16 protein-coding genes are annotated in these 13,767 nt (G+C 37.5%); 10 read left to right on the forward strand and 6 right to left on the reverse strand.

What is annotated here, in order from left to right; all coding sequences use genetic code 11:
- Nucleotides 1–6 precede the first annotated feature (6 nt).
- The 10 genes from OOL07_RS08010 (at nucleotide 7) to OOL07_RS08055 (ending at nucleotide 8,053) form a co-directional block, all read left to right on the forward strand.
- Nucleotides 7–537 carry a peroxiredoxin family protein gene (locus OOL07_RS08010; protein ID WP_264696026.1) on the forward strand — a complete coding sequence of 177 codons (531 nt, stop codon included), beginning with the start codon at nucleotides 7–9 and terminating at the stop codon, nucleotides 535–537.
- A 59-nt stretch (nucleotides 538–596) separates the two neighbouring features.
- A complete protein-coding gene (aroQ, locus tag OOL07_RS08015; RefSeq protein WP_264696027.1) occupies nucleotides 597–1,049 on the forward strand; it encodes a type II 3-dehydroquinate dehydratase in 453 nt (150 codons plus the stop codon).
- A 25-nt stretch (nucleotides 1,050–1,074) separates the two neighbouring features.
- The gene (gene accB, locus OOL07_RS08020) at nucleotides 1,075–1,515 is read left to right on the forward strand and encodes an acetyl-CoA carboxylase biotin carboxyl carrier protein (protein ID WP_264696029.1); all 441 of its coding nucleotides are present in this window, start codon (nucleotides 1,075–1,077) and stop codon (nucleotides 1,513–1,515) included.
- Between the two features lie 4 nt (nucleotides 1,516–1,519).
- The gene (gene accC, locus OOL07_RS08025; protein ID WP_264696031.1) at nucleotides 1,520–2,860 is read left to right on the forward strand and encodes an acetyl-CoA carboxylase biotin carboxylase subunit; all 1,341 of its coding nucleotides are present in this window, start codon (nucleotides 1,520–1,522) and stop codon (nucleotides 2,858–2,860) included.
- Nucleotides 2,861–2,868: 8 nt separating this feature from the next.
- The gene (gene prmA / locus OOL07_RS08030; RefSeq protein ID WP_264696032.1) at nucleotides 2,869–3,744 is read left to right on the forward strand and encodes a 50S ribosomal protein L11 methyltransferase; all 876 of its coding nucleotides are present in this window, start codon (nucleotides 2,869–2,871) and stop codon (nucleotides 3,742–3,744) included.
- A 33-nt stretch (nucleotides 3,745–3,777) separates the two neighbouring features.
- The gene (gene purH / locus OOL07_RS08035) at nucleotides 3,778–5,349 is read left to right on the forward strand and encodes a bifunctional phosphoribosylaminoimidazolecarboxamide formyltransferase/IMP cyclohydrolase (protein WP_264696033.1); all 1,572 of its coding nucleotides are present in this window, start codon (nucleotides 3,778–3,780) and stop codon (nucleotides 5,347–5,349) included.
- Nucleotides 5,350–5,414: 65 nt separating this feature from the next.
- The gene (gene argC, locus OOL07_RS08040) at nucleotides 5,415–6,449 is read left to right on the forward strand and encodes an N-acetyl-gamma-glutamyl-phosphate reductase (RefSeq protein WP_264696034.1); all 1,035 of its coding nucleotides are present in this window, start codon (nucleotides 5,415–5,417) and stop codon (nucleotides 6,447–6,449) included.
- Between the two features lie 45 nt (nucleotides 6,450–6,494).
- A complete protein-coding gene (locus OOL07_RS08045) occupies nucleotides 6,495–6,839 on the forward strand; it encodes an iron-sulfur cluster assembly accessory protein (protein ID WP_264696035.1) in 345 nt (114 codons plus the stop codon).
- 14 nt (nucleotides 6,840–6,853) lie between these two features.
- Nucleotides 6,854–7,168: a (2Fe-2S) ferredoxin domain-containing protein gene (locus OOL07_RS08050; RefSeq protein WP_264696036.1), complete on the forward strand. Its 315-nt coding sequence runs from the start codon at nucleotides 6,854–6,856 to the stop codon at nucleotides 7,166–7,168.
- Between the two features lie 21 nt (nucleotides 7,169–7,189).
- Complete coding sequence (locus OOL07_RS08055) at nucleotides 7,190–8,053, forward strand: squalene/phytoene synthase family protein (RefSeq protein WP_264696038.1); 864 nt, start codon at nucleotides 7,190–7,192, stop codon at nucleotides 8,051–8,053.
- Here the strand turns inward: OOL07_RS08055 and rluB are convergent.
- From rluB to serS, 6 genes are read right to left on the reverse strand one after another with little or no spacing between them, the layout of a single operon-like run.
- A complete protein-coding gene (rluB, locus tag OOL07_RS08060) occupies nucleotides 8,010–8,903 on the reverse strand; it encodes a 23S rRNA pseudouridine(2605) synthase RluB (RefSeq protein ID WP_264696039.1) in 894 nt (297 codons plus the stop codon). The genes OOL07_RS08055 and rluB overlap by 44 nt on opposite strands.
- Entirely contained in the window at nucleotides 8,875–9,429 is a 555-nt protein-coding gene (gene scpB, locus OOL07_RS08065; protein WP_264696040.1) for an SMC-Scp complex subunit ScpB, read from the reverse strand. The genes rluB and scpB overlap by 29 nt, the downstream gene beginning before the upstream one ends.
- An 8-nt stretch (nucleotides 9,430–9,437) precedes the next feature.
- Nucleotides 9,438–10,247: a segregation and condensation protein A gene (locus OOL07_RS08070; RefSeq protein WP_264696041.1), complete on the reverse strand. Its 810-nt coding sequence runs from the start codon at nucleotides 10,245–10,247 to the stop codon at nucleotides 9,438–9,440.
- A 55-nt stretch (nucleotides 10,248–10,302) separates the two neighbouring features.
- On the reverse strand, nucleotides 10,303–11,508 hold the full coding sequence (locus OOL07_RS08075; RefSeq protein WP_264696042.1) for a tryptophan--tRNA ligase: 1,206 nt from the start codon (nucleotides 11,506–11,508) through the stop codon (nucleotides 10,303–10,305).
- Between the two features lie 22 nt (nucleotides 11,509–11,530).
- Nucleotides 11,531–12,232: a site-2 protease family protein gene (locus OOL07_RS08080; protein WP_264696043.1), complete on the reverse strand. Its 702-nt coding sequence runs from the start codon at nucleotides 12,230–12,232 to the stop codon at nucleotides 11,531–11,533.
- A 51-nt stretch (nucleotides 12,233–12,283) separates the two neighbouring features.
- Nucleotides 12,284–13,561, reverse strand: a complete 1,278-nt coding sequence (serS, locus tag OOL07_RS08085; RefSeq protein WP_264696046.1) for a serine--tRNA ligase — start codon at nucleotides 13,559–13,561, stop codon at nucleotides 12,284–12,286.
- Nucleotides 13,562–13,767: the final 206 nt, after the last annotated feature.

Here is a 13,767-nt window from a genome sequence, read left to right on the forward strand (position 1 = left end):
TTTGTTTTGAATCAGATTGCTCGTTGGCCGTTGTTTTTAATAATCACCTTAGTCGCTGTAATCAGCGGTTATATTGCGAACAGCTATTTACATCGAGGCGAATGGCAGTATTCCATAGTGGGTACTTATCGCCCTGATTTCCAACTACCTGATGTAAATGGGATCCAGCACAATATTAGCGAATGGGATCGACAAGTAGTTATTGTAAATTTCTGGGCAACTTGGTGTCCTCCATGCTTACGAGAAATCCCTAATTTTATTGAACTACAAAAATCATTTGGGAATAAAGGACTCCAATTAATTGGCGTAGCTATTGATAAAATGGAATCGGCTAAGCCATTTGTTAAAGAACATAATATTAACTACCCTATCCTTATAGATGAAGGAGCAGATGCAGTCGTATCTAAAAATTACGGCAATAGTTTAGATGTAGTACCCTATACTGTGGTTATAGATCGGAATGGAAAAATAACATATACCCATGCTGGCGAGTTAGATAAAAAAACTATTGAAGGTATTGTATTACCCTTATTATAATGAGTAATCTTAATTTATAAAATTACCTCATATCTTGATCATTTTATACTAAACCATCGATGGCACAATTACTTATTCTTCACGGACCTAATCTTAATTTGTTAGGTGTTCGAGAGCCTAATCACTATGGAATAATTACATTAGAGACGATTAATGCTTCTTTAGCGCATCAAGCAGTTAAAGCAGGCGTGGACATAGTGTGTTTTCAATCTAATGCAGAACATGAATTGATTGAACACATTCACAATGCAGTTAAAAAAAACACAAAATTTATTATCATTAATCCTGCTGCATTTACCCATACTAGTGTTGCACTACGAGACGCATTACTTGCAGCGACCATACCTTTTATTGAAGTACATATATCTAATATCTATAAACGAGAAGAATTTCGTCACCACTCTTACTTTTCTGATATCGCAGAAGGAGTAATTAGTGGTTTAGGAGCAATGAGTTATGAATTAGCTTTACAAGCTGCATTAACCTATATTTCCTCACAGTCTAAAAACTAATGCCTCTATATACTAAAAAAAGATTATGGATATAAAGAAGCTGAGAAAGCTAATTGAGTTATTTGGCTCTTCTAATATTAGCGAGTTAGAAATTCATGAAGGGGAAGAATCTGTTCGAATTAGTAAACACAATGCAGTGCCTTCTATAGTAACTCATCCACCTGCTTTTGAAGCATCTTTGTTAAATGAGGAAACTAACTCTCAGCAGAAAAAAGAAGAAAGTTTACCTGAAGGACATATTATTAAATCTCCTATGGTAGGTACGCTATATCGCTCTGCAACCCCTGGAGCAAATCCTTTTGTAGAAGTAGGTTATCAAGTTTCATCTGGCGATGTATTATGCATTATTGAAGCAATGAAGATGTTTAATCAGATCGAAGCAGATAAATCAGGTACAGTAGTTGCTATCCTTGTAGAAAATGGCCAGCCTATCGAGTATGGCCAGTCTTTATTTATCATAAAGTAGCCTAATGATTGATAAGGTTGTTATTGCTAATCGTGGCGAAATTGCGTTACGGGTGCTCCGAGCTTGCAGAGAGTTAGGCATTAAAACGGTTGCAGTTCACTCTGAAGCAGATCGAGAACTTACCCATGTATTACTTGCCGATGAGACTGTATGTATTGGACCTGCGGCTTCTGCTCAAAGTTACCTGAACATACCAGCGGTTATCAGCGCGGCGGAAATTACAGATACTACTGCTATCCACCCTGGTTATGGATTTCTTTCTGAGAACGCTGATTTTGCTGAACGGGTTGAGCAAAGCGGTTTTATCTTCATTGGTCCTCGTCCTGAAACTATCCGCCTCATGGGGGATAAGGTTTCTGCAATTAAAGCAATGAAATCTTCGAAAGTACCCTGTGTACCTGGATCTGAAGGACCACTTAGAGATGATAATAAAGAAAATCTTGCTTTTGCTAGAGAAATTGGCTACCCAGTTATTATTAAGGCCTCTGGTGGTGGTGGTGGCCGAGGAATGCGCGTTGTGCATTCAGAGGCTCATCTACTCAGTGCTATTTCTTTAACTAAAGCTGAAGCAGGAGCCGCTTTTGGCAATGACATGGTCTATATGGAGAAATATTTAGAAAACCCACGTCATGTGGAATTTCAAGTATTAGCTGACTCCCATGGAAATGCAATTCATCTTGGGGAGAGGGATTGCTCTATGCAACGCCGTCATCAAAAAGTTGTTGAAGAAGCTCCAGCACCTGGTATTACTGAAGAACAACGGCAGCAAATGGGAGCTATTTGTGTAGAGGCTTGCCTAAGAATCGGTTATCGAGGAGCAGGCACTTTTGAGTTTCTCTACCAAGATGGAGAGTTTTATTTTATAGAGATGAATACCAGAGTTCAGGTTGAACACCCAATCACCGAAATGATTACTGGCGTAGATATCGTTCGAGAACAGCTTAGAATAGCAGCAGGAGAGAAGTTACACTATTCCCAAAAAGATATCAAAATCCATGGTCATGCTATCGAATGCCGCATTAATGCGGAAGATCCAAGAAGTTTTATTCCAAGCCCAGGCACAGTCACTATGTATCATGCCCCTGGTGGGCCCGGGATAAGGGTAGATTCTCACTTATACACAGGCTATACCGTCCCTCCATATTATGACTCATTAATTGGTAAGCTAATTGCTTATGGTGAAACAAGAGAAATAGCAATTAGCAGGATGCAAATAGCTTTTACAGAATTGATTATTGAGGGGATAAAGTGTAATGCACCACTCCACCAAGAAATTTTAAAAGATGGAAATTTTAAAACAGGTGGCACTAATATTCATTATCTAGAGAACATGCTTGGAATATAAATGCTTTTATGCCATGGCTGGAAGTTCAATTTAAGGAGGATTCCTATAAGGCACAACAATTAGCAGATGCTTTAAGTGAGGTAGGTGCTGTGGCAGTTACTTTAACAGATGCAATAGATCAGCCCATATTTGAGCCTCCAGTTGGAGATATACCTTTATGGACACTAACTTATATTAACGCTCTATTCCCTATTGGTACTGATCTTAATTTAGTATTAACTCATTTAAAACAAATTATCTCCTTCCCCTCATCTGTACATCAATCTAAAGTTTTAGAGGATCAAGACTGGGATCAAGTATGGAGGGAGAATTTTAAACCTTTACGTTTTGGGCAACAGCTTTGGATTTGCCCAAGTTGGTTGCCTATTCCAGAACCAGAGGCTATTAACATCATACTAGATCCAGGACTTGCTTTTGGTACAGGAACTCATCCAACTACAGCTCTTTGTTTAGAATGGCTAGCTTCGACTGAACTTAACCATAAAAATATAATAGATTATGGTTGTGGATCAGGGATTTTAGCGATTGCTGCTTTAAAGTTAGGAGCAACTACTGCAATTGGTATAGATCATGATCCACAAGCATTGTTAGCCACTAGAGAAAATGCTACTCGCAATGGAGTAGATACTTACTTACAACTTCTATTACCTTCGAAATTAGTAACAATTAAAGCTGATTTTTTAATAGCGAATATATTGCTTGCCCCTCTCATAGAACTTGCCCCTAAATTTGCTCAACTTACCCTTCCTAATGGTACACTTATCTTATCTGGCATTCTCCAATCTCAAATAGAAGCTATCATGCAAGCGTATAATACTTGGTTTTCATTTGAGCCTCCTTTTCTAAAGGAAGGCTGGGCTTTATTGGTAGGATATCGTTTGTAATTAAAACATATTAAATCTAAGCAGGAAAAATAAGTGGAATTACCAATTAAGCGTGCACTAATTAGTGTTTCAGATAAATCAGATGTTGTTGAATTTGCACGCCAACTACATGACAAAGGAATTGATATTTTATCCACTGGAGGAACAGCTGCACTACTTAGAAAACATGATATTCTAGTAACTGAAATATCAGACTATACTCATTTTCCTGAAATTATGGATGGGCGAGTAAAAACACTACATCCTAAAATATATGGGGGGATTTTAGGTCGTAGATCTTTAGATGATACTGTAATGGTACAGCATGAAATTCAGCCTATCGATTTGGTAGTAGTCAATTTATACCCCTTTACTCAAGTTGCGGCTGATTCCAATGCTACACTGACTACTATTATTGAAAATATTGATATTGGTGGTCCAGCCATGTTAAGGGCAGCTGCTAAAAATTATGAATCAGTGACTGTTATTTCAGATTCAGCAGATTATGACAGAGTATTAACTGAAATGAATCAAAATAATAATATTGTTTCTGCTGCTATTCGGTTTAATCTTGCAGTAAAGAGTTTTACACATACTGCAAATTATGATGCCATTATTTCAAACTATTTAGGATCTTTAGATAAAAAAGAAGAAGAACTAGTACAGTTTCCATCACACTATACAATTCAATTAAAAAAGAAGCAGAATCTCCGCTATGGAGAAAATCCTCACCAACAAGCAGGGTTTTATGTAGAATCTTTTCCTGTAAAAGGAATCATTGCCTCTGCTCAGCAATTACAAGGAAAAGAGCTTTCCTTTAATAATATTGCAGATACGGACACTGCTTTAGAGTGTGTAAAATCATTTAGCGATCAACCTACCTGTGTCATTGTAAAGCATGCTAACCCGTGTGGAGTAGCGACTGGATCTTCCTTAAGAGAATCTTATGAAAGAGCTTATCATGCAGATCCCGTTTCTGCTTTTGGGGGAATTATTGCATTTAACCAGCCTCTGGATGAGGACACTTCAAAAGCCATTTTAGAGCAGCAATTTGTTGAAGTAATTATTGCTCCAGCTATTGAAGAAAAAGCTCAAAAAATATTAGCAACTAAACCTAATATACGGGTATTGGCAAGCGGAAATTGGTTAAATCAAAATACCACTTTAGATTTTAAGCGAGTCATGGGTGGCCTACTTATCCAAGATCAGGATACAGCTTTAATTTATTTAGAAAATTGTAATACGGTTACAAATCGTGCACCTACTCCTAATGAGGTTAAAGATTTATTATTTGCTTGGAAAGTAGTGAAATTTGTTAAATCCAATGCTATTGTCTATGCTAAAGAGGGCCAAACAGTCGGTATAGGTGCAGGACAAACTAGCCGAGTGATGAGCAGTCAGATTGCAGGGCTTAAAGCAAAAGAATCAGGTTTCACCATTGCAGGATCTGTATTAGCATCGGATGCTTTTTTCCCGTTTCGAGATGGACTAGATGCAGCTGCAGAATTAGGTATTCGTGCTGTAATTCAACCCGGTGGCTCTAAGCGAGACGATGAAGTTATTGCATCAGCTAATGAGCATGATATAGCGATGATATTTACTGGAATTCGTCATTTCCGCCATTAGGTATTATTTTAGAAATAGAAGTAAAACATTTATTACTATGTAAGAGGATTGCGAAATATAATTTTATGATTAAAGTAGGAATTGTTGGTGGAACTGGATATACCGGTATCGAGCTATTGCGTATTCTTGCTTTTCATCCTCAAGTAGAGATTACTGCTATTACCTCCCGTAGCCAGACTGACACTAAGGTAAGCGATCTCTTCCCAAACTTGCGTGGTCATCTAGAGTTATCTTTTACTCATCTAACTCCTAAATTATTAGCTGATCAATGCGAAGTAGTATTTTTTGCAACGCCCCATGGCGTAGCTATGGATACTGTTGCAGAATTATTATCCTATGGTACCCGAGTTATTGATCTTTCTGCCGATTTTCGTCTCTCTGATCCTATCTTATGGGAGCGTTGGTACGGTCAACCTCATACTGCCCCAGATCTATTACCAGAGGCAGTATACGGATTGCCTGAAATTAATAAAAATAAAATATCTAAAGCACGATTAGTTGCCTGCCCTGGTTGTTATCCTACCACCGTCCAACTTGGGTTTCTTCCCCTATTAGAAGAAAATATTATTGAACCAACTACACTGATTGCTGATGCTAAATCCGGAGTCAGTGGTGCAGGACGTAAAGCTGCGATAGGAACCTCTCTTTGTGAAGCCAGCGAAAATTTTAAAGCCTATAGCGTAACAGGCCATCGGCACCATCCAGAAATTGTTCAAGGACTTTCTCAAGTCTGCGATACTGAGATTAATCTGACTTTTGTGCCTCACTTAGTGCCCATGATTAGAGGTATTCATGCTACGCTGTATGCTCAGCTTAAAGAAGAAGCAGATATACAGGCTCTTTTTGAGTTGCGTTATACAAATAGCCCTTTTGTAGATATACTACCTCCTAACAGCCACCCGGAGACTCGCAGCGTACGAGGTAGCAATATGTGCCGTATTGCAGTACATCGTCCTTCAAAGGAAGATAATAGAATCGTAATTCTATCTGTGACCGACAATTTAGTAAAAGGTGCTTCAGGTCAAGCCGTCCAAAATATGAATTTAATGTTTAACTTACCGGAAACTACTGGATTAACTGGAATCAGTTTGATACCGTAAATAGAAAATTCTTTATTTAGTAGGATTATTAAGTAATTAAAAATTATGAGCTTACATACAATTTCGAATATAAAGTTCTCTAGTGCGCTGATTGATAAAATGAAAATTCTGATGGCAGAAAAAAATAACCAAAATTTAATGCTTCGAGTATCAATTATTAGCCATGGCTGTTCAGATTTAAAATATAGCTTTACCCTAGATGATCGCCTCCATCAGGAAGATATACAAATAGAGAGTAAAGGAGTAAAGCTTGTTTTTGATCCATCTAATTACCCCTATCTCCAAGGAGCAGAAATAGATTATATTCAGAATGCAAAAGAGGCTAAATTTATCATCCATAATCTCAATGATACAAGCACTTGTGCATGTGCTGCCCCACTCCCTCTCTAGATAAGATTTAGTTAATGGGTACGCCCTATTATCGCTATCATGTATTTTTTTGTACTAATCAAAGGGATAATGGGCGACCCTGTTGTCAAAATCATGATTCTTTAGCTTTACGTAATTATGCTAAGGAGCAAGTAAAAAGCCTGGGGTTAACAAAACAAAGACAAGCTCGGGTCAATATTTCTGGTTGCCTTAATCGATGTGCTGAAGGCCCTATTATTGTGGTATATCCAGAGGGGGTTTGGTACACTTATAATAACCGACAGGATATAGATGAAATTATCAATGAACATCTTATTCATGGACGAGCTGTCCAGCGGTTACAAATTTGATTTCTCTTAGAATAGATTGAGGTGAATCTAGAAGTAGATTACCTAGCGAGAGTAGCTAGGCCCGGAACTGATTTATACTATAGCCTTTTATTCCTATCTAAGGAAAGACAAGAAGCAGCTACGGCACTCTATGCCTATCAAAGAGAAATTATTAATATCTCCTTAGAGTGCTCAGAAATCTCAGTAGCACATACAAAGCTCCAATGGTGGCGAGAAGAAATAGATCGATTATTTTTAGGAAATCCTAGACATCCTATTACTCAATCTTTAGTAACCGCTACTAGACAATATCAATTATCCCAACCCTTATTTCTTAGCGTAATCGAGGCGGCTACTAGGGATTTATATTTAGTACAGTCTCTCTACCCAACACTTAAGGCTCTTATTTATTACTGCGAAGGCATCTCTGGCAGTATCAGTATGCTAATAGCTCAAATCTGTGGTTACACTCATACAGAAACTCAAAAATATGCAAATACTCTAGGTGTTGCATTACACTTATACTATCTATTGCGTAATACTAGGCAGTATGCTGATAAGGGTTTTCTTCATATCCCACAAGATCAATTGATGTCTTTCAAAGTATCCACTAAGGATATTTTTAATGGATATAATCCTACAGGGCAAGTAAATCTTTTTACTTATCAAATAAATTTAATCCACCAGTATTTCAAAGACTCTCTATCTTACCTAAACAAGGGTGATTATATTTCTCAACAAATAGGACTTATCCAAATAAGTCTAAGTTTAGCTACTCTAAATGCTATTAAAGAAGATGGCTACTTATTATTAGAAAAAAAAACTTCCTTAACTCCTTTGCATAAACTATGGCTTGCTTGGCTTACTTCAAAGCGGGCGAGGTGGGGGTTGGTGCCAAAGTGTTAATTGATTTTTCTTTAACCATCTCTAATAAAAGTTGAATCTCTGAAGAAGTAAGCAATTGCCAATGACCTACTTTAAGTCTGGGCGGTAGTTTAATTGATCCAAATCGAATCCGAATGAGGCGGCTAACTTGCACTTGTTGAGATTCCCAGATACGACGCACTTCTCTATTTCTTCCTTCCTGAAGAGTAACATGGTACCAGTGATTAGCACCTGTCCCACCCGAGTCTAAAATGTTATTAAATTGCGCAAAGCCATCTTCCAGCTGAACACCTTTAAGCATGTTTTGCAGTGCTGATTCGGTCACATTTCCTAAAATACGAACTGCGTACTCTCGCTCTATTGCCATACTAGGATGCATGAGTTGATGGGCTAATTCCCCATCGTTAGTAAATAGCAGTAATCCTGAAGTATTTAAATCTAAACGTCCTACATTAATCCAGCGTCCTTGCTTAGGTCGTGGTAATGCTCTAAAAACCGTAGGGCGTTCTTTTTCATCTCTTCGAGTGCACACTTCTCCAGGAGGTTTATGATAAAGAATAACCTGCATATCTTTAAATGGGCTTAATTGCTTAGAAGATATTTTCTCTCCATCTAAGGTAATTGAGTCGTTTTTTGAGACTCTATCTCCCAACTTAGCAACCGTGCCATTTATACGAATCCTACCCATTTCAATCCATGATTCAATTCTACGGCGAGAAGCTATTCCGCCTCGAGCAAGCACTTTTTGAAGCCGCTCCATTTCTGGGGAATCTTGCGTTTTCTTACTCTTAGATCCAGCTTTAGTGTCCTCTTCCTTTTTTTTGAAAAAAGGATTGTGGGTTTTATAATTTTTGTTCTGTCTTACTTTCATTAAAATCTATTACTTCTTTTAAGGGAGGAAGTTCATCTAAATTTTTAAGATTTAATTGATCTAAAAACTTAGAGGTAGTGCCATATAAAGCAGGTCTACCTGGAATTTCTTTATGACCTAGGATTTTAATCCACTCTTGTTCTTGTAAAGTTTTTATGATTCCACTACTGGTTACGACTCCTCGAATCTGCTCTATTTCTCCTCGAGTAACAGGCTGGCGATAGGCAATGAGAGCAAGAGTTTCTAAAAATGCTCGGGAGTAGCGAGGAGGTTTTTCCTCCCAAAGACGAGCTATCCATGAAGCAAATTCTTGCCGTACTTGGAAGTGATACCCACTACTTGTTTCTTTTAATTCAACGGATCGAGTCTCCCAATCTATAACTAGCTCTTGAATTATACTTTGAATTTCCTCAAAACTAGGGCAAATATCTTCATTAAATAAACTATGTATTTGAGAGATAGATAGCGGCTTATTTGCAGCCAGTAAGGCTGCCTCAATGATTTTTTTTAAAAAACTTCTATCCATAACCACTATTATGCAGCAATAGCTCTTACATGGATTACGCTATAAATTTCAGTCTGTGTTACTTCAATTAAAGATTCTTTAATGAGTTCCAAAATAGCAAGAAAAGTCACTACGATTCCTAAGCGCCCTTCATTTAAATGGAATAAATCTGTAAATGTACAGAAAGAATTGGGAGTTACTCTATCAAGAATTTCTACCATCCGTGTCCTTACTGATAAGGATTCTTGAGTAATATGGTGGTGAGTAAACTTTTCCATTCGTGTAAGCATTTCTTTAAAAGCAGCAAGCAGATCATCTAGTGCAAGCTCTACTTCAGGTTTAGGAATATATTTTGGAGAAAAGTATACGGTAGTTTCAAATAAATCTCGCCCCAATCTAGGTAAGGAATCTAAATCTTCAGCTGCTTGTTTATATCGTTCATACTCTTGGAGTCTACGTACTAATTCTGCTCGAGGATCTATCTCCTCTTCTGTATCTTTTTTTGGTTGAGGGAGTAGCATTTGGGATTTTATCTCCGCAAGCCAAGCAGACATGACTAAATACTCTGCGGCAAGCTCTAAACGTAATCCCTGAAGAACTTTTATGTATTCCACATATTGATGCGTAATATTAGCAATAGGAATATCTAAGATATTTAGGTTTTGCTTTTTTATTAAGTAAAGTAATAGATCTAAAGGTCCTTCAAAACTTTCAAGAAATATCTCTAATGCGTCAGGGGGAATATAGAGATCTTTGGGAAGCTCTGTAACAGGACATCCCTGAATAATCGCAAATGCTTGTGTATTTGTAGAAATCTGATAAATCTCGAGATCATGCATCTCTTTTATAGCGTAGTAATAGAATAAATATTATTCTTTATCTACATAGCAAGCTCTAATTATTTAATCCCATTGCCTCTCGGACTTCTATTATGGTTTGATGCGCAATCTTTTGAGCTTTAATACTTCCCTCATGAATAATTTCATGAACTATATTCTTATGAGCATATTCCTCTCCTCGCTCTCGAATAGGTTGCAATTCAGCTTGCATTGCTTCAATTACAGGCTGCTTACAGTCGATACAGCCGATATTGGCAGATCTACAGCCAGTTTGTACCCACTGCTTAATTTCATCATTGGAGTATAGAAGATGAAATTGCCATACAGGGCATTTATCTGGATTACCAGGATCAGTTCGCCGTACCCGGGCAGGATCTGTAGGCATAGTTTTTATTTTTTTTGAAATTTGATCCGATGAATCTCGTAGGGTAATAGTATTACCATAAGATTTAGACATTTTTTGTCCATCTAACCCAGGCATACGAGCAGCAGGCGTGAGTAGTGCTTGAGGTTCAGGGAGAATGGTTTTGCCAGTACCCTCTAGATAGTTTATTAATCGCTCCTGATCCTGAATAGCAAGATTTTGCTGTATTTCTACTAAAGATTTTGCCTCCACTAATGCAGCACTATCCCCTTGTTCTTGAAATTTATTTCGTAGTTGCTGATAAGTTTTTGCACTTTTTTTATCCATTTTTTTAATGGCTAAATCTATAAGTGATTCATAGTTAGATTCATAACCATAAAGATGATTAAAGTGGCGAGCAACTTCTCGAGTAATTTCTACATGAGGTACTTGATCTTCTCCTACCGGTACTTGAGTTGCCTTATAAATTAAAATATCTGCACTTTGTAACAGAGGATAACCTAGAAACCCATAGGTGGATAAATCCTTATCTTTTAATTTTTGCTGCTGATCCTTATAAGTGGGTACACGCTCTAGCCAGCTTAAAGGAGTAATCATGGAGAGAAGTAAGTGTAACTCTGCATGTTCCGGTACCCTTGATTGAATAAATAAAGTTGCTATTTCAGGATCAATGCCCACAGCAAGCCAATCGATTACCATATCCCAAATATTAGGGGCAATTGTTTGGGGATTTTCATATTCTGTAGTAAGTGCATGCCAATCGGCAACAAAGAAGAAACAATGGTATTGATGCTGTAATTGAACCCAATTTCTAAGCACTCCATGATAATGACCTAAGTGTAGCTGACCTGTAGGGCGCATGCCTGAAAGAACACGTTGAGATTGGAGTGGATTCAAAAGTACTTCCTTTAAATTAAAATTAATGCGATCCAAGCAAAGCTGCTAATCCTTTAGTAAATTCCCATTCTGGAATGCGAACTAAAGATATTAATATAGATATAAATTGACTGACTATAGGCCAAAGAATAAACCATAGTGTTCCTGTAAGAAGCAGAATAAGCAGTAATAAAATACCATAGGGCTCAATTCGGCTTACCTTATAGGCAAGTGGGTTTGGAAGTAATCCTACCAATACTCTTCCACCATCTAAAGGAGGTAACGGAACTAAATTAACTATCATTAAAATTGCATTAATAAATACACCCGCAGTGCCCATATAAGCAAGGGGAATACCAAGTATTGGTAGGTTTTCGGTTAAACTCATTCCTAGACGAGCGATTAACGCCCATGAGATAGCCATAATTAAATTAGCAATAGGTCCTGCAATAGCCACAATCGCCATATCTCGCTTTGGGTTGCGTAATCTATCCCACGACACAGGTACTGGCTTAGCCCAACCAAAGACTATTCCTCCTAAAATAAGTAAAATACCAGGGACAATTAACGTACCTATAGGATCTACATGACGTAAAGGATTTAAGGTTAAGCGCCCCATTGTTTTAGCGGTATAATCTCCGAGCTGAAGTGCTACCCAGCCATGGGCTACTTCATGAACGGTCACTGCAAAAAGCACTGGTAATACCCAAATTGCAATGTATTGTATAGTAGATAATTCAGTCACTAATCCTACCTAATCACTATTTTTTCTAAGAAATATCCATATATTTATTTTTTAGAAAGAAGGATGAATTTTAGAAACACCTTTCATATAAGGACGTAATGCTTTTGGAATCTCAATAGATCCATCGGCAAGTTGGTAATTTTCCATAACAGCGACGAGAGTACGCCCAACTGCAAGACCTGAACCATTAAGGGTATGGGCTAACATAGGTTTTTGAATTTCAGGATCTCGCCAGCGAATTTGCATTCTACGTGCTTGAAAGTCTAAAAAATTACTGCAAGAAGAAATTTCTCGATAGGCATGTTGCCCGGGTAGCCATACTTCTAGGTCATAAGTTTTACTACTGGCAAAACCAAGATCTCCAGTACAAAGATTCATAACCCGATAAGGTAATTCTAATCTCTGCAAAATAGTTTCAGCATGGGAAGTAAGTTTCTCATGAGCTCTCCAAGAATCTTCAGGACGTACAATTTGTACTAGTTCAACTTTTTCAAATTGATGCTGGCGAATCATGCCCCGAGTATCTTTCCCATAGGATCCTGCTTCACTGCGAAAACATGGGGTATGGGCTACATACTTTAAAGGTAGTTTTTCTGCTGGAATAATTTCATTACGTACAAGATTGGTTATGGGAACTTCAGCAGTAGGAATTAAGTAATATTTACTTCCTTCAATTTTAAATAAGTCTTCTTCAAATTTAGGTAGTTGCCCAGTACCCCGCAGTGAATCTTGATTTACCATATAAGGAATATAGACTTCACAATAATTATGCTCATGAGTATGTACATCAAGCATCATTTGAATTAAGGCCCGATGCAAAAGGGCTAAGGGCCCTACTAGAGTAGAAAACCGAGCACCACTAATTTTCGCTGCAGTTTCAAAATCCATACCTAAATGCTCACCTAAATCTACATGATCTTTAGGGGGGAAATGGAAAGTGGGTGGAATACCCCAACATCTTACTTCTATATTGTCTTGATCATCTATCCCTTCAGGGACACTTGAATCTGGAATATTTGGAATACCTACAGCTGCAATTTCTAATTGTGCTTGGATCTGTTCTAGCTCTGCTTTAGTACGATCCAATTGATCTCCTAAATGTGCAACTTCAGTAAGAAGTGGAGCAATATCTTGACCTTGACCTTTTGCTAAGCCAATTTCTTTGGATCTCTGATTGCGTTCTGCTTGTAGTTTCTGAGTATGTGCTTGGATATCTTTGCGTTTAGCCTCTAGTGTAGAAAAGGTAGTAGTGTCTAAAACAAAATTACGTTTCAGGAGCTGATTAGCAGTATTTTTTAAATCATTTCTAAGTAGTTTAGGATCAATCATTTTTGAAAAAATATGAGCTAATTAAAAACCTTTATTATTTTGAGTATGCGCCCAGTATAGCTTAGATATGATTGGTAATGGAAAAATTGGGATAATTTTGGTAAAAAATTCAGAGTGCTACTACCTATCTATTTAGCTTTATTTAGGCTAGTACATTTTTAAAAATGTATTTATAATATATCTTTTGTATATAATTATTTAATATT

It is taken from the genome of Candidatus Nitrosacidococcus sp. I8, assembly GCF_945836005.1.
Lineage (GTDB): Bacteria > Pseudomonadota > Gammaproteobacteria > Nitrosococcales > Nitrosococcaceae > Nitrosacidococcus.